Annotated in this window: 20 protein-coding genes; 8 read left to right on the top strand and 12 right to left on the bottom strand. The window is 40.6% G+C overall.

What is annotated here, in order from left to right; genetic code table 11:
• Positions 1 to 22: 22 nt before the first annotated feature.
• The 10 genes from QQL36_RS27845 to QQL36_RS27890 form a co-directional block, all read right to left on the bottom strand.
• Positions 23 to 553, bottom strand: a complete 531-nt coding sequence (locus QQL36_RS27845; protein ID WP_083724553.1) for a DUF4199 domain-containing protein — start codon at positions 551 to 553, stop codon at positions 23 to 25.
• A gap of 17 nt (positions 554 to 570) precedes the next feature.
• On the bottom strand, positions 571 to 1,872 hold the full coding sequence (locus tag QQL36_RS27850; protein WP_321567505.1) for a dihydroorotase: 1,302 nt from the start codon (positions 1,870 to 1,872) through the stop codon (positions 571 to 573).
• A gap of 492 nt (positions 1,873 to 2,364) precedes the next feature.
• Positions 2,365 to 2,745 (bottom strand): hypothetical protein, encoded by a 381-nt coding sequence (locus QQL36_RS27855; protein WP_321567506.1) that lies wholly within the window; start codon positions 2,743 to 2,745, stop codon positions 2,365 to 2,367.
• Positions 2,727 to 2,951, bottom strand: coding sequence for a hypothetical protein (locus QQL36_RS27860; protein WP_083724547.1), 225 nt, complete (start codon positions 2,949 to 2,951; stop codon positions 2,727 to 2,729). Before QQL36_RS27860 ends, QQL36_RS27855 begins: the two co-directional genes overlap by 19 nt.
• 103 nt (positions 2,952 to 3,054) lie before the next feature.
• The gene (locus QQL36_RS27865) at positions 3,055 to 3,816 is read right to left on the bottom strand and encodes an SDR family NAD(P)-dependent oxidoreductase (protein WP_083724545.1); all 762 of its coding nucleotides are present in this window, start codon (positions 3,814 to 3,816) and stop codon (positions 3,055 to 3,057) included.
• A 286-nt stretch (positions 3,817 to 4,102) separates the two neighbouring features.
• Positions 4,103 to 4,774, bottom strand: a complete 672-nt coding sequence (locus QQL36_RS27870) for a BON domain-containing protein (protein ID WP_083724543.1) — start codon at positions 4,772 to 4,774, stop codon at positions 4,103 to 4,105.
• Positions 4,775 to 4,977: 203 nt separating this feature from the next.
• Entirely contained in the window at positions 4,978 to 5,361 is a 384-nt protein-coding gene (locus QQL36_RS27875) for a hypothetical protein (protein ID WP_321567507.1), read from the bottom strand.
• 142 nt (positions 5,362 to 5,503) lie between these two features.
• Positions 5,504 to 6,217: a DUF6629 family protein gene (locus QQL36_RS27880; protein WP_321567508.1), complete on the bottom strand. Its 714-nt coding sequence runs from the start codon at positions 6,215 to 6,217 to the stop codon at positions 5,504 to 5,506.
• A 98-nt stretch (positions 6,218 to 6,315) separates the two neighbouring features.
• Entirely contained in the window at positions 6,316 to 6,471 is a 156-nt protein-coding gene (locus tag QQL36_RS27885) for a hypothetical protein (RefSeq protein WP_179091175.1), read from the bottom strand.
• 92 nt (positions 6,472 to 6,563) lie between these two features.
• Positions 6,564 to 7,241: a BON domain-containing protein gene (locus QQL36_RS27890; protein WP_083724535.1), complete on the bottom strand. Its 678-nt coding sequence runs from the start codon at positions 7,239 to 7,241 to the stop codon at positions 6,564 to 6,566.
• 335 nt (positions 7,242 to 7,576) lie between these two features.
• Here QQL36_RS27890 and QQL36_RS27895 point away from each other — a divergent pair, with 335 nt between their 5' ends.
• Genes QQL36_RS27895 through QQL36_RS27905 form a run of 3 tightly spaced genes read left to right on the top strand, consistent with a single transcriptional unit; the run spans position 7,577 to position 10,164 of the window.
• Positions 7,577 to 8,401 carry an ABC transporter permease gene (locus QQL36_RS27895; protein ID WP_321567509.1) on the top strand — a complete coding sequence of 275 codons (825 nt, stop codon included), beginning with the start codon at positions 7,577 to 7,579 and terminating at the stop codon, positions 8,399 to 8,401.
• A gap of 15 nt (positions 8,402 to 8,416) precedes the next feature.
• Positions 8,417 to 9,190, top strand: coding sequence for an ABC transporter ATP-binding protein (locus QQL36_RS27900; RefSeq protein WP_321567510.1), 774 nt, complete (start codon positions 8,417 to 8,419; stop codon positions 9,188 to 9,190).
• Positions 9,187 to 10,164, top strand: a complete 978-nt coding sequence (locus tag QQL36_RS27905; protein WP_321567511.1) for an MlaD family protein — start codon at positions 9,187 to 9,189, stop codon at positions 10,162 to 10,164. The genes QQL36_RS27900 and QQL36_RS27905 overlap by 4 nt, the downstream gene beginning before the upstream one ends.
• Positions 10,165 to 10,226: 62 nt before the next feature.
• Here QQL36_RS27905 and QQL36_RS27910 read toward each other — a convergent pair whose 3' ends face one another.
• Both QQL36_RS27910 and QQL36_RS27915 read right to left on the bottom strand, forming a co-directional pair.
• A complete protein-coding gene (locus tag QQL36_RS27910; RefSeq protein ID WP_321567512.1) occupies positions 10,227 to 12,722 on the bottom strand; it encodes a cation-translocating P-type ATPase in 2,496 nt (831 codons plus the stop codon).
• A 220-nt stretch (positions 12,723 to 12,942) separates the two neighbouring features.
• On the bottom strand, positions 12,943 to 14,241 hold the full coding sequence (locus tag QQL36_RS27915; protein WP_143709112.1) for a hypothetical protein: 1,299 nt from the start codon (positions 14,239 to 14,241) through the stop codon (positions 12,943 to 12,945).
• Between the two features lie 469 nt (positions 14,242 to 14,710).
• On the opposite strand from QQL36_RS27915, the gene QQL36_RS27920 reads away from it, so the two are divergent.
• The 5 genes from QQL36_RS27920 to QQL36_RS27940 all read left to right on the top strand — a co-directional run bounded on the left by QQL36_RS27920 (position 14,711) and on the right by QQL36_RS27940 (position 21,937).
• Positions 14,711 to 15,640, top strand: coding sequence for a histidine kinase (locus QQL36_RS27920; protein ID WP_321567513.1), 930 nt, complete (start codon positions 14,711 to 14,713; stop codon positions 15,638 to 15,640).
• The gene (locus QQL36_RS27925; RefSeq protein WP_083729713.1) at positions 15,634 to 16,329 is read left to right on the top strand and encodes a LytR/AlgR family response regulator transcription factor; all 696 of its coding nucleotides are present in this window, start codon (positions 15,634 to 15,636) and stop codon (positions 16,327 to 16,329) included. Before QQL36_RS27920 ends, QQL36_RS27925 begins: the two co-directional genes overlap by 7 nt.
• 84 nt (positions 16,330 to 16,413) lie before the next feature.
• Positions 16,414 to 17,757, top strand: a complete 1,344-nt coding sequence (locus tag QQL36_RS27930) for a TolC family protein (RefSeq protein ID WP_321567514.1) — start codon at positions 16,414 to 16,416, stop codon at positions 17,755 to 17,757.
• A 1-nt stretch (position 17,758) separates the two neighbouring features.
• The gene (locus QQL36_RS27935; protein ID WP_321567515.1) at positions 17,759 to 18,829 is read left to right on the top strand and encodes an efflux RND transporter periplasmic adaptor subunit; all 1,071 of its coding nucleotides are present in this window, start codon (positions 17,759 to 17,761) and stop codon (positions 18,827 to 18,829) included.
• Between the two features lie 6 nt (positions 18,830 to 18,835).
• Positions 18,836 to 21,937, top strand: a complete 3,102-nt coding sequence (locus QQL36_RS27940) for an efflux RND transporter permease subunit (protein WP_321567516.1) — start codon at positions 18,836 to 18,838, stop codon at positions 21,935 to 21,937.
• The last annotated feature ends 612 nt before the right edge of the window (positions 21,938 to 22,549 follow it).

Below are 22,549 nucleotides of genomic sequence, written 5' to 3' on the forward strand. Positions count from 1 at the left end.
TAAGTTACTATGTGTTAAATGGTTACTTTCTACGAACGATCAGGGAAAGTATCGCAGAAAGGATGAATGATTTAATCAGCTTTTGCAGATAATTTATGACACTGCCTGCAATTGTCACGCCATATTCACCTGTTTCCGCCTCTTTTAGTTCCCTGTTGTAATCGGATTCAGAGTAACCCAGTGCTTTGTAAAGGTTTTTCATATCCCTCACATCGGCAATATGTGCCTGTTTCATCTGTTCTACCAGTGAAGGATCGATAAAATTGAATAGGACATAGGTAAAAATGACCCCAATCAGCAGGGAAATTACGAAAGTGGTAAAGATAGGCTGCAGAACGGTCTTAAAATCTATTTTTCCCCCATAGGCTTTTCTACGTTCCAGGCCGGCCAGGAGGGCGCAGATGGCGGTAACTGCAAGTTCGATGCCGCCAAAAAGGAGGCTTTGCAGTTTGATTGGGTTGGTGAAATAGAAGATCAGTCCGACGGCAACGACGGATAATCCTGCTATCAGGCCCCATTTAACGCCCTGGTTGGGAGAAGATGCATTACTCATACTCAAAATGACATTTATTATAGTTGGGCATTGGTGCCGGTGGTTTGGGCAGATATGCCAGTGATCTGGGCATTGGTACCACTAATGATCCCTTTTACAGACCCTTTTAACCGGGCGCCAAGATACGCCGAATTTTTGGACCTGCTCGCCAGATGTGCAGGGGTCAGCGTCCATTCTTCCTCCGGATCAAAGATGGTGAGGTTAGCTACCGCACCTACAGCCAGACTGTGAGCAGGAAGGTTAAAGATCTTGCGTGGCTGAATGGCCAGCATATCGATCAGTTTTTCCAGCGGCACTTCCGGCAGGTATTGACGGAGTACGCCAAAGGCGCTTTCCAGGCCAATCATCCCATTCTTAGCATATTCAAATTCAAGGACTTTGGCGTCCCAGTCCTGTGGCAGGTGGTGGGTGGCAAAGCAGTCGATCAGACCATCTTTCACCGCTTGTTGCAGGGCTATTACATCATCCTTGCCGCGGAGGGGTGGATTGACCTTGAGGTTGGAATCGTAAGATTCCAGTTGATTGTCAGTGAGTGACAGGTGGTATGGAGTAACGGAGCAGGTCACTTTTATGCCTTTCTTCTTTGCTTCGGATATGAGCTGGATAGATTTGGCGGTACTTACCCCGGTAAAGTGAATTTTGGAATCGGTGTATGCTGCCAGTTCCAGGTCCCGCTGAATGATCAGTTCTTCAGCGATGGCAGGTTTTCCGGGCATACCCAGCTGTGTGCTGTAGATGCCTTCGTTCATGAGGCCGTGCGCAGAGATACTCAGGTCATCAGGCAGTTGTATAATAGTGCCGTCGACGGCCTTTACGTATTGGAGGGCTTTGAGCATGATGCCTGGGCTCTGGATAGGTTTCAGGCCATCCGAGAAAGCCACAGCGCCAGCTTCGCGCATTTCGTACATCTCTGCCAGTGAAGTGCCTTCGATGTTTTTGGTAACAGCGCCTATGGGGAGCACCTGAACACCGGTGTGGCGGGTACGGCTGATGACGTACTCGATTTGCGGCTTGGTGTGCAGCGCGGGTTGGGTATTGGGTACGATGAGTACAGTGGTATACCCACCTTTTGCAGCAGCGGCGGCGCCACTTTGAAGGTCTTCTTTGTATTCCTGACCGGGATCAGAAAAGTGAGCGAATACATCGGTCCATCCTGGAGACACGGAGAGGTTTTTACCTTCTACGATCCGGGCATTGGGCGCAGAGATGTTGTTTCCAATCTGGCTGATGATGCCATTTTCGATTAAAATGTCCTGTTGCTGGCCATGGTTGGGAGCACCTGGAGCTGTGATCTGTACGTTTTTGAGTAATATATGCATGCTATACTAACTGAGTCTAAACCGTTCTGAAATACCGGGGACAAAAGTAATAGAATTTCGGGGTAAGGAGTGCAGGCGGGGATAAAAAAGGCTATTGGGGTGTGGGATGCACCTTTCAAGGTGTTGCATCCTGCTAAGTCCCCTCCTACTGTGGGAGAAAGTTGTTTTCAAGCTGTATAGGCAGGCAGGGGCCAGGCTTCAGGGCATAGATTCCTGGAATCGGCTATGGCCGGATGGTGGTATAAATACCCATTTACGCTTAGAAGAGCGTTTTTCATGTGATAAGTAATATGGAGGCTGACAATGCTGTGAAACCAGTTATTGAGTGAGGTCACAGTGGTGATATCCATCACTATTGCGATAATGAGTGGTAAGATTGAGTAAGGTCACGCAGGTGATATCCATCACTATTGCGATAATTCATAGTAAGATTGAGTAAGGGTCACGCTGGTGATATCCATCATCATTAATAACCCGATATACAATACCTGATCAATGGGCAAAGAAATATTTTTTAACAAAAGCATGCTGCTGATTTTCTGTCATCCTATCAGCTTGCATGGTTTCGATCTTTTTATTATCAAAATGATGATCTGTTTTCAACACATTTACCAGCTCAGTTTTAGCCTCAGTAGGGCCAAAAATTAACACCTCATCATAGCTTTCTATGACAGCAGCTATCTCTTTATAATAAGCAGATTCTTCATGCTGCTCTTTATGGTGCATTGCTTTTTCACCTTTATGCAAAGTCTCCTTCTTTTCCTCGTGGGTAAATTTTGAATTGATAGTTTTAATTTTCATTTCGCTACCTATCATTTCCATCAGGTTGGCACTTGCATGATCCATCCAGATACCTATATATTTTTTTTCCATAACTTTTCTACTTTTGAATAATTTGAAACAAATTCGTTTAGCAATGTATTGTAGTCGTCTAAATTGCCAACGGTGATAACCGGCTTCGCTACATTTGGAATTGTAACAGGCATCTCAATAATGTATTTAGATAATTCCGGAAAATCCTGGTGAATACCCATTGTGGTATTCATAATGGCATTATTAATTTCATTTTCTGTTTTCATATTTTTATCATTTATTTAAGTAAAACCCCTTCAGGAAATTATAATTTAGAAAGCGATCTTTTTTTGTAATTTAAACTGTGGAATAACAGGTTTTCAAAAATATTTATTGTGCACACATTCCACCATCAATTACCTGTGTAGTACCAGTAATAAACTGACTGTCATCGCTGGCAAGAAACAATACCAACTTTGCAATTTCGATGGGCTCAGCATAACGACCCAATGGGATAGCAGCCTCAAATTTCTTCTTTATTTCTTCGCCATGACCGGAGGATGCACCTTCTTCTATCGAACGCATCATCCGGTTGTTTACCGGCGACGGATGAATAGAATTAACCCTGATATGCAGGGGCGCCGCTTCAATAGCTGTTGTTCTCATAATACCGACAACAGCATGTTTACTGGTTACATAGGCACTTAAACCAGCAAAGCCCAATAGCCCTGCTACTGATGACGTCAGGATAATGCTTCCGCCTGTATTCATTTGGGGTAAGGCATATTTATTGCCCAGCCATATTCCTTTTACATTTACGGCAATTACTTTGTCAAAAATAGCTTCAGGATAATCTGTAATGGGTTTCACCACACCTTCAATACCGGCGTTGTTAAAAAAAACGTCAATCTTTCCAAATACACTTACCGCTTCATTGATGTAACGTTCCACATCAACTGCCTTTGACACATCAGCAGTACAATATTTCACCTGGTCACTGTTTAATTCCTCCACACAATTTTTCAATGCGTCTTCCGAAAGGTCAACCAGCAATACTTTTGCGCCTTCTTCTAATAACAATTTTGCCGTTACTTTCCCTATACTGCCTGCGCCACCGGTTATAACTGCAACTTTATTTTCTAACTTTTTCATATTGTTTTGTGTTTCTAATATCTGTTATATCAATTCCTGTTCATTCAATCTCAAAATGATCCATTGACAGGTAGCAGCAGTACAACATTTTGAAACCGTTGAGGAAATTAATAGCATTTCATACTACTTACCTGTATATTTTTTAAATCAAGATACTACACGGCTTGCAGAAGTAGATACTTTGAATTTGCGTTGAACATGGAATAAATGGAATTTAAAAGGTGGTATATTTTTCCACAATGAATAAAAACGGTGGAAAATAACGCTTCCACCGTATTAATATTTTTTAGTCGACAAGCATAAATTCATAGTCAACAACTAATTCATTTTTTACGTCCAGGATACCAGGTGTTTTCCAGGCGATACGGCCTGCTTCATCTCTCTGGTACCAGGAATTGACCGTTCCAGTTAATGTAACAGTTGTTCCAGATACAGATACGTTAATATCATTATCCTTTACGGACCAGTTTCTGGCAATGGCATCTTCAACTTTCTTCTTTTCAATCACATCGTGGCTTTCCAGTTTGATTTGAATGTTGTTGGTTACACCTTTCACACCAGTTAGATAACTGACAGCATTTTGTGCTGCTTCTCTCTGGTAATGCCATGGTAATTCACCTTCTAATGTAACCCACCCCTCTTCTACTTTTACCATTACCTTGTCTTTAGGAATTGCCCAGTTATGTTTCAATGCAACCAGGACTTCACTGGCTACTTCACTATCTGTTTTAATCCATGAGTTTGGAAATTTAACAGCGATTTTTTCAACCAGCGCTTTTACCCCGATTACTTTTTTGGCAGCATTTTCGGCTTCCAATTTCTTAGCGTAGCTATCTACTGTTCCTGTTAAAGAAACAATACCGTCTTTGGCTGTAACACCAATTTCTGCTACATTCAATAATGGCTCCCATTTGATGGCATTTTGAACATCTCTTTGTAATTCTGCATTATTTTTCATTTCGGAATAATTATGGATTGCAGCGAAAATGTTGCAACACCACAAAGGTGAAGATTTGGGTACTTTAAACTGTTATACAGTTATTAAAATAAGTTGCATGATTCACACATTATTTTGAATTTCATGCCGCTTAAAATAGTATTGCAGAATTCTGTAGTGGAGACGTGTTGGCGGATCTGAATGAACAACACATCAAAGAAAATTTATATTTTCCTTCCATTCTCCATACATTCAATTTCTGTTTTCTCCTTTTTAATGTTCTGACGAATAAAACTAAACAGGCTCATGTAAAAATTAGCTACCCAGACCAATGAAAACCCCGCAATCAAATATCCACGCCAGTCATCCATCAGTAATTTATAACCTGTTAAAAGAAGGATTGCTATAGCTATATAATGGCTAAAGCAATATTCACAGGTAAACAGATAAAAAAGCTTTCGCACTAATAAAGTTCTGGCTGTTTTACTTTTTTTACTGCAATAGTCTCTTGGTTCCCTGAATACCTCTTCATGTGTAACTGTCCATGCTATGCAGGCAACGGGTATTGCCAACAAAAAAAGCCATGCTGTTTGCAAAAAAATAGTCATACCAGTGTTGGTTTCTTTTGATAAATAAGATGATCAGTATATTTTCTCCCCTATTTTTACCAGCGTAAATGCGATAATGATAAAGCAATCGAAAAAAAGTGGGAACAAACATTACCTTGATCTGCTACCTTCCAAAAGTGTATTATTTCTTATTTTTCAATTTCTGCACTTTAAAAACAGGCATCGGTGCTGCGTACAAGGATTTGCCGGCCGTATAATTCCTATCCATTTCTGTCATAATTGCATATACTGCTATGCTGATGATAGATGCAAAAAAGCACCAGACAGAAAGTATATAGTGTTCATAAAACATTGCAGAAATAATATATGAAATCAAAATCGCCAAACCCAGCATCCATATTCTTTTAATGGGTGAAAAGAAAGGAGAAACAACGGTGGCAAGTGCATATAATACAATACCATATTTTCTGAGTGATGGAGGAAAATCTAATGTATATGCAATGTGGTACCCAACAATATCAGCCTTAACCGGATATCTTATTAAACACCAGGCAAAATATACCCCTACTATTAATCCTGCAGCAACTAAGTAACGCCCCATCCGCTTTCGGCCGGCTTCTTCTTCCAGTAGTAATATGGCAACCGGCACCCAAATAGGCCAGACCACCTGTGCAAAAAAAAGGAAAATATAGGTGAAGGAAACCTGGGTTGCCAAATATGCCGGATTGGGTAAGGATAGCCATAGTACTCCTTCTGCTGATTGCTGTACCGCAAAAATAAGGGGTATGGCCGCAAACATAATCTGAGAGGAATGTTTCACTTTTTTAAAAGTGGCCACTCCAATAATGGCAAGCACAACACCTGCGCTAAAACTTGCAGTGGCTGAAAAGCACATAGGATTTTTTTTTGCTGAATTAATTTAAACAACCAATTAGTTCATTAATATGCTACCCTTCAGCCCTCTCCGGAAAAGGATTGGTTGATGGCAGTTGGTTATGTTTTTTGTGTGTGCCTGACTGAAAAAGCTTTAATAGATTTATCAAGGTCTTTTTCAAGTGTATTGATCAGGCCTTTATTATTAGCAGTCAGGGTTTTCTTTACTGAAACAATCAGCTTTTCTTTCAATTCTTTAATCTCTTTCTTTTTCATGATATATAATTTGATTTGAATATAGTATTCAACTTGTACTGTATTTAATGAATTAAAAAAACCGGTAAGCATTCTTCCCGTTCTTTTTAATGTCATTCATCCATTAATGAATAATTATAATAAACCACCAGTTCATTATCTACTGACCATACGCCAGGTGCATTAAAGGTAATCCGTCCTGCTTCAGTTTTCTGGTACCAGGAATCCACAGTACCTGTCAATGTAGCCTTATGCCCAGATACCTTAACATTAATGTCATTTTCATAAATTGACCAGTTACGTTTAAGTGCGCTTTCTATATCTGCTTTAACAATGGCTGCATTTAAATCAGATTTAATTTTGATATTGTTTGAAACCCCCGTTACCCCTAACAGATTCTTTACAGCATCATTAGCAGCTGTTCTTTCATAATGCCATTGAAATTCTCCTTCCAATGTAACCCATCCTTTTTCTACTTTTACTTTCACATTGTCATTTGGCACACGCCAGTTCCATTTAAAAGCATTTAATATTTCGGAAGCAATCTCATTATCATCATTTGGAGCATAAGAGCTACTGAATTTAACCTCAATTTTTTCAACAACTGCCATAACACCAGCTACATTCTTTGCAGCATCTTCAGCTTCAGATTTTTTAGTATAATTATCTACCACACCGGTAAGTGTTACTACACCATCTTTTACGATTACGCCAATTTCTGTTGCGCTCAATAAAGGCTCCCATTTGATGGCATCCTGAACATCCTTCTGTAAGTCTGTGTTATTTTTCATTTTATTAAAATTGAAATTGCAAATGAATCTTACAATTATGTAAGGTCAGTTTATATCGTACAGCACTCCTTTACTGTCATTATTCTCTCGTATTCACGGCTGCAAGAGGAGTGACTTGGTTTATTATTAAGTAAAGGTCGGTCTATCCGGACTGGAAAGTATTACACAATAAAAAGAATGAGTTGTATTATTCACACATTTGAATGACTGTGTTACGTATTATAAGTAACTTGGATTTTTTAAGCGTTAATAAAGGTTTGCCAGGGAACCGTTCTAACAGCGATTCTAAAATGGGTAGATCATAAAGTAAAAGGAATGGTAAAATTAATAAATATTTGAAACGATCAAACAACGTCATGGAATCAGAAATACCTGTAACCTCCAAACCGGAAAAATTTTTACTATCCAAAAAAGCAGATTCATTCTTCAGGGATATCTATAACGTTTATATATTCATTTTACAGTATTTTAAGGAACTCTTTTCAGTACCATTTGAATGGAAGGAATTAATCAACCAATGTTACCAGGTTGGTTATAGATCATTACCCCTTATTTCTTTAACAGGTTTTATAACCGGTACTGTATTTACAAAGCAATCCCGCCCGTCCCTGTCAGAGTTTGGGGCTACCTCATGGCTTCCCTCATTAATATCAATTGCCATCATCCGTGCGCTTGCTCCTTTGGTTACGGCTTTGATTGCCGCAGGAAAAGTAGGTTCTAATATGGGAGCCGAATTGGGCTCCATGAAAGTAACCGAACAAATTGATGCAATGGAAGTATCAGGTACCAATCCATTTAAGTATTTAGTTGTAACAAGAATCACAGCTATCACTTTAATGCTTCCTATATTGGTGATTTACACCGCCCTGATCGGGATGCTGGGTTCTTATCTAAACATTCATCAAAATGAGTTGACAAGTTTTCCTGCCTTTATCAGCAGCGCTTTTAAAACAATTTCATTTCTTGATATTTCCGCTTCCGTTTTCAAAGCAGTCTGTTATGGTTTTACTATTGGTGTAGCTGGCTGTTACCAGGGATATTATGCACAGAATGGAACCAAGGGCGTAGGAACTGCTGCAAATGTAGCAGTAGTGCTTTCGATGTTTATGATTTTTGTGGAAGAAATGGTAATTGTACAGGTTGTAAATGCATTTAGATAAAATGAATAGCGAGTTATGGATGAATCAGCAACAAATAATAATGACACAGTAATTTCTATCAAAGATTTAAAGAAATCCTTTGATACTAACATTGTACTGAACGGGATAGATATCGATATTTTAAAAGGAGAAAATCTTGCAGTGCTGGGTCGTTCCGGAAGTGGAAAATCCGTACTGATAAAAATAATCTCCGGCCTGCTAAAACCTGATAGCGGTACGGTAAAAGTACTAGGTCAGGAAGTGGATAAATTAAGGGGAAAGGCATTACAGGCACTGAGATTAAAAATTGGCTTCTCTTTTCAAAGCAGTGCTTTGTACGACAGTATGACCGTCAGAGAAAATCTCGCGTTTCCACTGGTAAGAAATAAACGCAACTTAAAAACAAAGGAGGTGAATGAAGCCATTGAATCGGTGTTGAATGATGTGGATTTATTACAAACCATCAATCAAATGCCCGCTGAACTTTCCGGAGGGCAGAGAAAACGCATCGGCATTGCCCGTACTTTGATAATGAAGCCGGAGATAATGTTGTATGATGAGCCTACATCGGGGCTTGATCCCCTGACCTGCATAGATATAAATACCCTGATTGTTAAGGTTCAACAACAATACAATGCCAGCTCAATTATTATTACACATGACTTAACCTGTGCGAAAGCTATTGCCGATAAAGTCACCATGATAGTAGATGGCAGGTTTTTGACACCCGGAAGTTTTAACGAAATATTCAATGAAAAGAATACAAATGCAAAATCTTTTTATGATTACAATTTTATTAACGACAAATGACTACATTAAAAAATAACCGTCCCGTAATTGTTGGGATATTTATACTGCTGGGCCTTGCGATATTAGTGGTTACCATTTTCACCTTAGGGGGACAGAAAAAAACATTCGTAAAATCGTATACCATATATGCGGTTTTTAATGATGTAGGAGGTTTAATAAAAGGCGGCAATGTTTGGTTTTCTGGTGTAAAAGTGGGTACAGTCAAGAACATCTCATTCTATCAAAATTCGCAGGTGCTGGTTACGATGAACATTGAGAAAGCAGCTCAATCACATATCCATAAAGATGCAATGGCAAAAATCGGTTCAGATGGACTGATAGGCAACAAAATAGTAATTATTTATGGCGGTAGTGAAAACATGCCCCAGGCCGAGGCAAATGATCTTCTACATGTCGAAAACATAGCTGGCACTGATGATATGCTGGCAACCTTACAGGCCAACAATAAAAATCTATTGGAAATAACAAACGATTTTAAGAGTATAAGTAAAAAGATCGATAGTGGGAAAGGAACATTGGCTACATTATTAAATGATCCTGCAATGGCCAATAAGCTTTCCAACACGTTTGACAATTTACAGGCTACCGCATCAAATTTTAAAGCCGTTTCTATAAACAGTAAAGATGTTTTATTAAATCTCAAAGATTTTGCCGGCAAAATCAATAAGCCGGGTAATTCAATAAATGATGTGGTTACAGATACAGTCATGTATGCTTCTATTAAAGGGACATTATTCCAATTGAAAAAAGCAGCGGATGCGGTGACAATATTTACAGGCAACCTCGAAAAAGTAAGTGCAAGACTGAACCAGGATAACAATGTAGCAGGGGTGTTATTGAACGATTCACTGGCAGCCGCCTCCATTAAAATCACTTTAAAGAACCTGGAAACCAGCAGTCAGAAATTAGATGCAGACCTTGAGGCATTGCAACACAATTTTTTATTAAGAGGTTATTTCAGAAAAAAGAAATAATATCCGAATGATACGGCTACTAACCAGTATATATGAGTTTGACTGGTAAGGTGAAACAAACTTTATTTCTTTTTTACAAGCGTTTTATAAACTTCAAACCATCCTGTTATAATCAGGCTTACCCCCGTGCAAAGTATAAAATCCCGCGCGCTTATCCGGGTTAATTGAAACGCACGCTGTATAAACGGAATAAAAGCTATTCCTGCCAGAAAAATCAGCGAGGCAGACAAGACAAAAGGGACCAAATTATTTTTGAACCGAAAGGTTGTAAAAATATTCTCCTGGAAAGAGCGGTTGACGAAAGTGAGAAATACATTACTGATTACAAGCGTAAGGAATATAACTGTGCGCACGTATTCGATTGTATAACCGCTTTGCATAAAACCATAGTACAGGGAAAGGATTCCGAATGCGATGACGAAACCCTGAATAAGGCTGATCAGCAGTTCCTTCGCGGTGAATATACTTTGAGATTCCTTGCGGGGTGGCTGGATCATAATGGAGCTTTCTACCGGCTCCTTTTCAAAAAAGATGGAGCAGGTTGGGCCCATGATCAGTTCAAGAAATATCACATGAATGGGGGTGAAGATATTAGGGAACCTCCAACCCAGTAATAAAGGAAGGGATGCCGTAAGTATAATCGGTATATGAATGGAAATGATGTAGCGAACAGCTTTTTTCAGATTATAGTAGATCTTTCTTCCCTGTTTTATAGCTTCAGTTACTTTTTCCAGGCGGTCATCCGTGAGAATAAGGTCTGAAGCTTCTCTCGCGATCTCCGTGCCTCTGCCCCCCATCGCTATTCCTATATTGGCTGATTTCAGGGCCGGGCCATCGTTCACACCGTCTCCCATCATGGCAACGGTCTCGCCGTTTTCTTTCAATGCTTCAATGATCTTCAGCTTGGCCTCTGGAAACATCCTGGCAAAAACAACTACTTCCCCCGCTATTTTGCCAATTTCGGCTGACGTCATGGTCATTAATTGTTCGCCCGTGATAGCGGCACCATTCAATTGCATGCCGACCTGCTTAGCAATATGCATAGCAGTCTCTTTATTATCGCCTGTTATGAGCTTTACTTTTATGCCTGCGGCATACCATTGGTCAAATTCCTTTTTTATTCCCTGTTTAGGAGGATCATACAAAGCGAGAAGGCCCTCGAACTGCCAGTTAAAGTTCTGCTGCAGTTCCGGGAAATCCTTTCCGGTGAAGGTGGCGGAACAAATGCCCAGTAACCGAAGTCCTTTGGCTGCCATACTGCTGATAACAGCATTTACTTTTCCGGTAGCTGCCGGGGACATTTTACAGACCGCCAGGATTCGCTCGGGTGCTCCCTTTCCTGCAACAATGAGGTGGCCGTTCATCCTGTAAACATGGGTCATCATGGGTGGCACGCCGCTTAACGGGTATTCCCGGATCATTTCTTCCTTTTCGGCCTGTTCCCGGGGAACTCGTTCATAAGCGGCGATGATAGCTTTTTCCATGGCATCAAAAGCCGCTTGTTCACTGGCCAACCTCGCGTATCGAAGCACTTTATCGCTCTTAATAGCACTTTCCGGCGTTATAATTTCTGTAATGTCTTTTTCAAAATCATAGATACTGTTGACTTCCATCCTATTTTCGGTGATGGTACCCGTTTTATCGAGGCAAATGACACTTACAGCCCCAAGATTTTCTATAGTTAACGGTTGTCTTGTTATAATGCCTAGTTTTGACATATGGAATGCCCCGAGTGCCATAAATGAAGAAAATGCTACAGGAATTTCTTCTGGTATAACGGCCATCGCAATGGTAAGACCTAACAGAAGGCTTTGAATAATACTTCCGGAATGAAGATAATTAACTAACCAGATTAAAGCAAAGGTGATAAAACCAATGGCCGCCATAATTTTCACGAATTGCGCGATCTGATTTTGTAACAGCGTTCCCGAGGTTGAAATAGCTGTGATGGATTTCCCTAACTTTCCCAGAACAGTGCTATTGCCAATGGCAGTGACGATTGCGTAACAACTTCCCGAATTGATGGTGGTGCCCTGGAAAAGCAGGTTGTGCCCCTCAGCTGCACTTTTATCTACCGGCTGAGATTCTCCAGTAATAATTGATTCATTGATACTCAAATCATTGGCGTGTACAATTGTACAATCGGCTGGGATGCTGTTACCTTCTTCCAGCAACAATATGTCGCCAGGTACGAGGTCCTCCGAGAATATGGTCTGTTCTTTCTCATCTCTGATTACGGTAACCTTTGGCTGTGTGAATTGTTTGAGCGCCGCCAGGGCTTTGGAGCTTTTGACCCCCTGAAAGATGGAAATAGCTCCGACAAAAACCATCGCAGCCAGCATAAGTAGTCCTTCTTTTACCTCTCCCAGTATGAAATATAGCAGGCAGGCAAGTAGAAGCATAAGAAACATAGGTTCTTTCACGATTTCCCAGACCATTCTGATAAACCCATGTTCACGGGCTGCTATGAACTGGTTTTTACCATATTGCCTGACAAGTGCAGGTACGTCCATGTTTCTCAAACCTGAAAAACCTGGTTCTAATTTGACGTTTTTCATGCCGGCTGATTTATTGGTATTGGATGGAGGACTTAGGTAAGTTAGTAAATTCCGGGGGGAAATGAAATGACTAGACTCATCAAGGGAGATGATTCGTAATGCCAGGTAAAGATCGATTCTATGAGGTGCTATAATTCTTCAAACGCATACATCTCACGAAAGTTCGGGACCAATACCCTAACTATGGCCTAAAGATTGACAATACCGTTCCTCTATGCAGTTAATGCTCCCGGTTCGTTCCAACCTGTTTCAACATTCTTTTATACCGGGCAAATGCCGGTCCCATCATATACCCGATATTCAGCTGTACCCTAAATCCATTATACCGCTCCAGCCCCCCGATATAAGGATCATATTTAGGTGTCCATAAGTATTTAACAGACAAATCATAGGCGAATCTTTTGCCTGCCCTGGTAAACATACCTACCCCTGCTTCCATAGAAAAACGTTTCTGCGAATAATCCTTTGCGTCAATATCAGCCATGGTTCCTTTTATTTTAATCAGGGTAGTATTTACGGCCCCCACTCCCAACATCAAATAAGGTCTTGGTTCTGCGGCTAACAAGCCTCTCAGGAAACTTCTCCGGCTATTCAGATAACCAAGTTCGATTTCATCATTCTCTTTCGCAATTTCCTCATCCAGTGCTCTGATCTTCATCCACTGATTCGCTTTATATCTCTTGCTATAAATTCCGCCCAGCCCCCATTTAAAATAGGAATAATTTGATAAAATAAACCCGGTGCTTGCACTGATCGAGGAACCATTACTGCCAATCAGGGCCATATACCGTTCTGTTCTATTCATCTGGATCTCCGTTCCTATCCGATGTCTATCTGAGATAAAACTCTCAGAGGCTATACCAAAGTAAAATTTCTTTTCTGCGATGTTTATCCTCGTTTTCACATCCTCAGGCGTTTGATAACTACGCGGAATATAGGTATTACCAAATGTAATACTGATGACCTTGTTGCTTAAATAGGAATCCAGCAGTTGGTCAGTCATCTCCTTTCGTAGATGATTATACATTTTTTCATACCGTGCCAGTCTTTCAACTTCCCATTCGTAGTCATTATCACCGTTCATTTTCCTTTTCTGAACATAATACATCGTATCAGCCGGAATTTCCCCCGTAAGCAGGCTATATTTACTCTTTTCTTTGTTTACATGGTGATAAGGGAAAATGGCATCGCCAAAGTAAGTAGTAGCCAGTTGCATAGATGGCATCATGATCCAGATACCGGGGGAAGAAGAAAAATATTCCGGTAAAAAGGACATCACCGGCATCATGGCTGCTCCCTTCGCAGCGGCATCTACATTTCTATTCAGGGGTTTTATGGCCCTGATATTTGTAAATTTAACACTGTCAAAACTTGGCGCCCCTAGTTTAACAGGAATAGGAATAGGGATAAATGGCGGCCGTTTAACAAATACAAGGCATGAGTCAGTTACACCGATCAGTACTGATTCAACGTAATAGGTATGCCTGTTAAAATCAGTCCTGGTGAGGGGTTGTTCCATCTTTATCTTTTTATCTGACCAGAACCATAATTTTATGAAGCTCCCTGTTTTTATAGTATCACAAACCTTTGATTGAAGATTTTTAATGATAAGAATTTTTTGTGTTGCAGGTAACTGGCCATAAGCAAAGGAAACTAAAAGACAATAAAAAATGATTTGTAGGAAGTACTTCATAAATTGTAGATCGTATCTTACAAATCTATTAGTGAAACTAACTCTTCAACAAAAAAATGGGTAAACCAACCGATTGTCAGGGAGAATAAAAAGCATTGCAGGCAGGAAATAAACGAGTTTATCAGCGGTAGCATATTTACCGGTAAATTGGTGGATTAATCGATTAATTTTACATTGGATGATTGAAAATTTTACTTTTCCCCCGATGAGAGCAAGATTGATCACAATAATAGTTCATGTGTTATTTTTAGCAGCATTTTTTTATGCTCCCTTATTCATTATTCCCGACTTCCCCATGAAAATTAAACCGGATGAATGGCGGGTGACAATCATCGTCAACAATTTATTTGCAGTATTTGTATTTTATATCAATTACAGCCTGCTAATACCAAGGTTCATACTTTCCGGAAATTATTATAAATACATAATTTACAATATTCCCATTGCATTAGCCTGTTTAGCAACACCCAATTTAGTAAATGTCGTTCTTGACTACCTTTACGGGCATAACCCTGATATCCGCCCAACAAATTTCATCATAGGCACTATCCTTATGTCTGCCATGGGGTTAGTGCTGGCATTTGCCATGCGATTCTCTGAAGACTGGAAAAGAATGCGGGAGGGAAAAAAAGAGCTGGAGAATACAATAAAAGCAACAGAGCTTGTATATTTAAAAAAGCAATTGAATCCGCATTTCTTTTTTAATACCCTGAATGGAATTTATGCAATGATCATTAAAAAGTCGCCAATGGCTCCTAAGGCGGTGTTATTATTATCTAACCTCATGCGGTATGTACTATATGATTCCGACAATACGCTGGTAGAACTCGAAAAAGAGGTCAACTATGTAACGAATTATGTTGAAATGCAGAAAATGAGACTCAGTGAAAACAATCATGTATCTCTCACTGTAAAAGGTGATATGTCACAGGTAAATATACTTCCGCTGGTGTTCATACCTTTTATAGAAAATGCTTTTAAATACGGGATTTCTTCAGAAGTGGAAAGCAGCATAATTATAGATATCCATTACATTGACAATTATGTTTTCTTTTCCAGTATCAATGATATAAATGAGAATAATATGCCTTCTTTTTACTCGGGTATTGGCATCAGCAATTCTATCAAACGATTGGATATGACCTATCCCGGCAAGTATTCGCTCTCACATCTTGCCAGAAAAGGGAAATATTATGTGGAGTTAAAAATTGACCTTTTATGTTAAGTTGTATTGCAATTGACGATGAACCACTGGCGTTAGATGTGTTGAAAGAGTACATACAGCTCATTCCAGAGGTGACATTGTTTAAGACTTTTACCAGCAAGGAAAAAGCGAAGAACTATCTATCCGACTACCCGGTAGATTTTATTTTTCTTGATATTGAAATGCCGGATCTCAACGGCGTTGATTTTTATAGATCGCTCACCAGGAAACCTCCGGTTATATTTATTACCGCCTACAGCAATTATGCGGTGGCAGGTTTTGAGCTGGACGCGGTCGATTACCTGTTGAAGCCCATAGACCCGGAGCGGTTACAACAATCCGTAAACCGGGTATTGTTAAGAATGAAGAACACACAGCCGGATGTTCAGTCATTTCTTACCATCCGGCATAAATACCAGTTAAAAAATATTTTGCTATCGGAAATCCTGTATGTGGAAGGGTTAAATGATTATGTCAAGATATTTACCCGCCAGGAATCCAAACCTATCATCGCCTTAATGTCCATGAAAGAGATCGCCATGAAACTTCCCCAGCAGATTTTCCTTAGAATACACCGCTCTTTCATTATCCCTGTCAGTGATATCGTATCCTATAATAGTAAAATAGTGCAACTGAAAAATATCTCACTTCCTATCGGGGATACATATCGCACGAACATAGCCCAGATCCTTAAAAGTAAGAATAGCTGATTCTCCATTATTATTCATGGGTTCACCCGATTATTTTGCAACCATTCCCCTGCCACCCTAATTTTGAGCATCAATTAAAATTATATGAAAAGAATGATGCTTGGCTTTGTTTCATGGTTGCTGCTTTTTCAGGCCAACAGTGCAGCACAGGAAAAGGCAGATACGTTAAGGCTTAAAGATTGCATACAGTTTGCACTCGGCCATCATGAAAATTCCCTCATCTATGCAAACAAAGTAACAGCATCGAAAGAAGCCATCCGGGAAAGTAAATCGGTACTATTACCGACGGTCAGTGGCAATGCGTCATTTGATTATAACCTTAAACTGCAAACGTCCGTCATCCCAGCCGGCGCACTCTCGGAAAAAGAACTTCATTTGCAGATGGGTAGTAAGTATAGCACGGGGGCTTACCTGCAAGCCGATGAAACCCTTTTTGATAAAGCTAACTGGCTGAATATAAAATCCGCGAAAACAGACAAAGACCTGGCCGATCTGAATTTAAAAAAACAGCAGGAACTAATTGTATATAATACCGTGAAGGCATATTACAACGTATTGTCCTACGCAGAGAAAGTCCGGTTACTGAAAGAGAATGAAAAAGAATATCTCCAACTCGAGCAAATTCTGAAACTTAGGTATGAACAGGGTGTAGTAAAGAAAAGCTCGTACGATAAAACCCGCGTGGACCTGAATAATATTCAGACCGAAATCAGCTCAAATGAAAATTACTACCGGCTGGCTTTAAACCAGCTGAAAAAAGAAATAGGGGCTGATCTTGAAACGGAAGTAGCGATCAGCACCCGGATCAAATTCGATGAATCAGCGCCATCACCTGGCTTCACCAATTTACCATTAACCCAGCTTACTGATTATAACATTGATTTACAACAACTGCGTAAGCAGGAGATTGCTGCACAACAGAAAAAGGCCGCCTTCCTTCCTACGCTTTCCCTGTATGCAAAGTATGGAGTAAATGCATATGGAACGAAGTCTTCAGATGCATTTAATGACTGGTTTGACTATTCTGTCATAGGCATGAAGCTAAGTGTGCCTATTTTCAGTGGGTTCAAAAAGCAAAGTCAATACCAGCAAAGTAAAATCGCACTGACCAATCAGCAGCTGACTGCCGCGTTGAATGCCAGAACATATAAGCTTGATTTCCAGGATGCGAATGCGAACTTATATAGCTCCTATACGACCTTGATAAAAAATAAAGAAAATCTCTCACTGGCGTCAGAACTCCTATCTGAAGCTACCGTGGAATTCAAGGAAGGGAAAACAGATCTTTCATCGTACCTGGACACAGAATATTCCTACAAAGAATCTCAGAGTAATTACATTAATTCCCTGATAGATTACCTCAATGCCAAAGTAGCCATGGAAAAGGCAAACGGCAGTTTATTGAATTACGTTAACAATCTTGAATAATATGACTGGAAAAAGAATAATAACTATAGTCGTTGCAGTTATTGTAGTCGGTATTATTTTCCTAACACTGACTAAGAACAAAAAGAAACTGGATGAGGATAAAAAACCGGAAGACAGGTCAAAGATAGCGGTCAATGTACTTACAGATACTGTGAGGAAACAACCTTTATCCAACACCTTACAATTACCGGCTACTCTCATTGCAAAGGATGAAGGTACCATTACCGCCGAGACCTCAGGTCGTATTGATGTACTGCATATAGAACTTGGTTCATATGTCAACAAGGGACAAGTGGTTGGACACATCGACATGACGGAGAACAAAATAAAACTGAGTTCGACAGAATTATCCATTTCAAAGCTGGAACGGGATTATGAACGCAACAAAGTGTTATTACAGGGGAATGCTACCAATGCAAATGCGGTCAATGATGCCAGGTATGACCTGGACAGTAAAAAACTGGAAGCCGATCAGCTACGTGCCACTATCAGTAAAGCCAATATTATCTCACCCGTTTCAGGTACTATTATAGAAAAGAAAGTATTAGCAAGTGAATATGTAAGCACGGGCGGAGCAATTGCTTCCGTGGTCAATACAACTACTTTGAAGGCTCGGATTTATGTACCTGAATCCAGGATCATGGCAATAAAGGCCGGTCAAAAGGCGGTGATCACAACCGAATCTTTGCCGGGAAAGGTCTTTCATGGTACGGTTGCTTTCATCAGCCCCAAAGGGGATGACAACCATAATTTTACAGTAGAATTGGTGGTAGACAATACCAACGGTCATCTATTAAAAGCAGGTTTATATGTGAAAGCCACCCTGATGGAAAATGAGATAGTGAATGCATTGCAGATACCCAAAATTGCACTGGCTGAAGGTGTAAAAAATCCATATGTCTATACCATCGTGAATAATAAAGCAGTCGCTGTAAAAATTACGGTTGGCCGGGAAAACAATGATATGATTGAGGTACTGAGCGGACTGTCTGAAGGACAGGTTGTAATCACCAGTGGCCTTATTAATATCGTATCAGGAAATAACGTACATGCGATCAACAAAAGCAAATAGTTCCGTATGAGTTTAACAGAATTTTCAATAAAACGTCCACTATTCATTACGGTAATATTTGCATGTTTACTACTGTTTGGATACCTAAGCTATCGTAGCCTGAATTATAACCTGCTACCGAAGTTCGAGACGAATATGATCAGTATAACCACTTCCTACTCCGGCGCTTCGGCAGAGGAGGTGCAGACCAGTGTGACTAAACCGATAGAAGATGCGGTAGCCGCAATTGAGGGTGTTGACAGGGTGAGTTCTTCTTCTCAGGAGGGTGCGTCAAGCGTTTCTGTAGAGTTGACAAATGATGCCGATGTAAAACAGGCGCAGCTGGATGCAGAAAGGAAAATAAACCAGATAAAGTCAAGTCTTCCGGATAATGCGGATGACCCGGTTGTGTCCAGGTTCAGTACAGATGATCAGGCTATTATGAAGATCAGTCTGACTTCTTCACTGTCTGATACCAAGCTGTATGACTTTGTTGATAATGAATTGAAGCCACAGTTGACCAATATTCCCGGGGTCGCACAGGTAGATATTACGGGGGGCATAGAGCGGCAAATCAATGTGATGCTGGATAATGATAAACTGAAAGCCTACAACCTGTCTATCAGTGAGGTCAACCAGGCCGTTGTTTACAGTGGTGCAACTTATCCTGCGGGGTCTCTTTCCGATAACCAGACACGGTATTCTATTGATCTGAATGCAAAAGTATCAAGTCCTGAAGAATTAAAGCAGGTTATTGTCAGGCAGAACCAGGATGGAAGCAGGGTCTTACTGAGTGATGTGGCTTCGGTTACAGATGGGCATGAGGAAGAAAGCACCCTGAACCGTCTGAATGGAAGGCCTGCGATCGGTATAGAGATTAAAAAGCAATCTGATGCCAATACGGTGAAAGTTTGTCAGCTGGCAGCCCAAAAACTGGAAACATTAAAACAAACATATGCAGATAATCACCTGCAGTACCATATCGCCTCTGACCAGTCGATATATACACTGGAATCGGCAGATGCGGTAATTGAAGATATATTTCTGGCGATTGTGATTGTGGCACTGGTGATGTTGTTCTTTTTGCATAGCCTTCGCAGCTCAAGTTTTGTACTGGTAGCGCTCCCGTCTGCCATGGTACCGACCTTTATATTGATGTGGGCATTCAAATTCTCCCTAAACATGATGACACTTATGAGTTTGTCATTGGTAGTAGGGATCCTGGTAGATGATAGTATAGTTGTACTGGAAAACATTTACCGGCACCTTGAAATGGGGAAAGATAAACGGAGTGCTGCGATCGATGGCCGCAAAGAAATCGGGTTTACCGCCATTGCCATTACACTGGTGGACGTGGTTGTTTTTCTTCCATTAGCACTGGCAGGTGGGATCATTGGAAACATCGTGAAAGAATATGCCCTGGTAGTTGTTTTCTCCACCCTGCTCAGTTTATTTGTTGCATTTACATTAACGCCCTTACTGGCATCCAGGTGGGGCAAACTAAGTCATTTTACAAATGATACGGTGTGGGGGAGAGTTAACGGCTGGTTTGAGTCATTAATCAACCAGTTGCGGGAGTTCTACGTCACAATATTGAACTGGTCACTGACGCATAAAAGATATATCATCATCTTTATCACATTCCTCATTATAGGTACCATTGCATTGGTACCGGCGGGATTTGTTGGTGCTGAATTTATGGAGCAGAGTGACAGGGGAGAATTAAATATCCAGCTGGACCTGGCTTCACAAAGTTCATTGAAACAGACCAACCAGGTGGTATCACAGGTAGAGGAGCTGATCTTAAAACATCCGGAAGTGAAGGATGTATTTTCAAATGTGGGCAGTCAGTCCGGTGCGAGCATTGGCTCAAATGCTTCCAATAACAGTAACCTGGCAGAGGTGACGGTCACATTGGTAGACAAAAAAGAACGGAAGATTAAAACAGAAGACTTCGGGAAACTGCTACGGGAAGAAATCAATACAGTTCCAGGTGTAAAACCAACCATTAAACTAACCGGCATCACCGGTAATGCATCTTATGGTGTGCAGATGGCGGTGAAGGGGAATAACAGGGACTCCATTTCAAAGGCAGCAGCGATTGTGAAGCAGATTGTTGCCGGCACAGCAGGAGCTGACTACGTACAGTATAGTACCAAAGAAGCCAAAACGCAAATTTCCATTCAGCTGGACAGAGATAAGATGTCACAGCTGGGTGTATCTGTGGAGAATGTAGGTACTGCTATCCAATATTCATTCAAAGGTAATGACAATACGAAATACAGGGAAGGTGGGCAGGAATATAATATTAACCTGCAGATGGATAATGCTGACAGAAGTAATATCTCCAATGTACGGAACCTGAATATATATAATGACAGGGGTGGCATCGTTCCTCTCAATGAAATTGCAGTGATAAAGGAGATTCAGATGCAGGGCGTGCTGGAGAGAAAGGACAGGATGAATTCAATGGAAATAGATGCAGCCACGGTAGGCAGGCCGGCAGGTAGCATTATGGAGGAAATAAAGGCAAAGCTGGCAAAAGTAAAATTGCCAGCCGGGGTAGAAGTCTCAGAAGAGGGAATGAATAAAAACCAGACAGATTCATTCAAAAATCTTTTTTTGGCTATCGGAATCGGGATACTACTGATGTATATGATAATGGTAGCCCTGTACGAAAGCGTGGTATATCCTTTCGTAGTCCTGTTTTCATTGCCGGTGGCTTTGATAGGTGCTATCCTGGCCCTGGCCCTTACGCTGAAAACGATCAATATATTTTCTTTATTAGGTATTATTCTACTGCTAGGTCTCGTGGCGAAGAATGCTATTTTAATAGTCGATTTTGCTAATCAACAGAAAGGAGAAGGATTACCTGTAAAAAATGCACTTATAGAAGCGGGTAAAGAACGACTTCGCCCGATTCTAATGACTACCCTGGCCATGATATTCGGCATGTTGCCCATGGCACTGTCTACCGGCGCAGGTTCGGAAACGAAAGGTTCAATGGCCTGGGTGATCATCGGTGGATTGACGAGCTCCATGATGTTTACCCTGATACTGGTACCCTGTGTATATATGATAATTGAAGGCTGGAGAGTAAGGGTAAATAAATTATTTAGTAAAAAATAAGATCATTTTTTTGATATATGGTTTTAATTAAAAGAGCCATTTATTCCATGGTGTAAGACTGGTTGAATGGCTCTTTTTCGTAAAACAGTATGCAAGTGAATGCCTGCCTTGTCAAGGGCGGGCATATTTGTTATTGGCTGGTAAAATAGATTTATTCAATACTGATTTGTTTCACTGTTTTATTCGATTATTTTCCATTTGTGGGCAGATTAGTTGGATTATAATACCCATCCACATCACTGGATTTGATCAGTTGACGATGTGATTATACAATTTGTGTTATAGCTCCTATTAATCATTTCTTTCAGGATGTTTTAATGGATCTGATTGATACAACCTGGCTCACTGATTAATAGGGCTAACCTACCACGAAATCACAATGCCGGCAACGAATGGTGACAATGTTGGCTCCTTTATTAAAATTCAGGCACGGGTGGTCAATAAAGCATAGAAGGCGTTGCACTTATTCAATTTATTGAATCATTCCCTGCCCAGACACTGGGTAGGTTTTGACAGTTGCGAACAGCTTTGAACCCACTCCGTAAATACTGCTGCCAGAAAAACAAGACTTAATTCCTATACAACACAGTTGGATGAGCTGCTAGTGAAGAC

The sequence above is a fragment of the Chitinophaga sp. LS1 genome (assembly GCF_034274695.1).
GTDB lineage: Bacteria > Bacteroidota > Bacteroidia > Chitinophagales > Chitinophagaceae > Chitinophaga.

What these genes read in the sequence shown, in the direction of transcription:
- QQL36_RS27845 (WP_083724553.1), bottom strand. Translation starts at nt 553, where the DNA reads ATGAGTAATGCATCTTCTCCCAACCAGGGCGTTAAATGGGGCCTGATA.
- QQL36_RS27850 (WP_321567505.1), bottom strand. Translation starts at nt 1,872, where the DNA reads ATGCATATATTACTCAAAAACGTACAGATCACAGCTCCAGGTGCTCCC.
- QQL36_RS27855 (WP_321567506.1), bottom strand. Translation starts at nt 2,745, where the DNA reads ATGGAAAAAAAATATATAGGTATCTGGATGGATCATGCAAGTGCCAAC.
- QQL36_RS27860 (WP_083724547.1), bottom strand. Translation starts at nt 2,951, where the DNA reads ATGAAAACAGAAAATGAAATTAATAATGCCATTATGAATACCACAATG.
- QQL36_RS27865 (WP_083724545.1), bottom strand. Translation starts at nt 3,816, where the DNA reads ATGAAAAAGTTAGAAAATAAAGTTGCAGTTATAACCGGTGGCGCAGGC.
- QQL36_RS27870 (WP_083724543.1), bottom strand. Translation starts at nt 4,774, where the DNA reads ATGAAAAATAATGCAGAATTACAAAGAGATGTTCAAAATGCCATCAAA.
- QQL36_RS27875 (WP_321567507.1), bottom strand. Translation starts at nt 5,361, where the DNA reads ATGACTATTTTTTTGCAAACAGCATGGCTTTTTTTGTTGGCAATACCC.
- QQL36_RS27880 (WP_321567508.1), bottom strand. Translation starts at nt 6,217, where the DNA reads ATGTGCTTTTCAGCCACTGCAAGTTTTAGCGCAGGTGTTGTGCTTGCC.
- QQL36_RS27885 (WP_179091175.1), bottom strand. Translation starts at nt 6,471, where the DNA reads ATGAAAAAGAAAGAGATTAAAGAATTGAAAGAAAAGCTGATTGTTTCA.
- QQL36_RS27890 (WP_083724535.1), bottom strand. Translation starts at nt 7,241, where the DNA reads ATGAAAAATAACACAGACTTACAGAAGGATGTTCAGGATGCCATCAAA.
- QQL36_RS27900 (WP_321567510.1), top strand. Translation starts at nt 8,417, where the DNA reads ATGGATGAATCAGCAACAAATAATAATGACACAGTAATTTCTATCAAA.
- QQL36_RS27905 (WP_321567511.1), top strand. Translation starts at nt 9,187, where the DNA reads ATGACTACATTAAAAAATAACCGTCCCGTAATTGTTGGGATATTTATA.
- QQL36_RS27910 (WP_321567512.1), bottom strand. Translation starts at nt 12,722, where the DNA reads ATGAAAAACGTCAAATTAGAACCAGGTTTTTCAGGTTTGAGAAACATG.
- QQL36_RS27915 (WP_143709112.1), bottom strand. Translation starts at nt 14,241, where the DNA reads ATGGAACAACCCCTCACCAGGACTGATTTTAACAGGCATACCTATTAC.
- QQL36_RS27920 (WP_321567513.1), top strand. Translation starts at nt 14,711, where the DNA reads ATGAAAATTAAACCGGATGAATGGCGGGTGACAATCATCGTCAACAAT.
- QQL36_RS27925 (WP_083729713.1), top strand. Translation starts at nt 15,634, where the DNA reads ATGTTAAGTTGTATTGCAATTGACGATGAACCACTGGCGTTAGATGTG.
- QQL36_RS27930 (WP_321567514.1), top strand. Translation starts at nt 16,414, where the DNA reads ATGAAAAGAATGATGCTTGGCTTTGTTTCATGGTTGCTGCTTTTTCAG.
- QQL36_RS27935 (WP_321567515.1), top strand. Translation starts at nt 17,759, where the DNA reads ATGACTGGAAAAAGAATAATAACTATAGTCGTTGCAGTTATTGTAGTC.
- QQL36_RS27940 (WP_321567516.1), top strand. Translation starts at nt 18,836, where the DNA reads ATGAGTTTAACAGAATTTTCAATAAAACGTCCACTATTCATTACGGTA.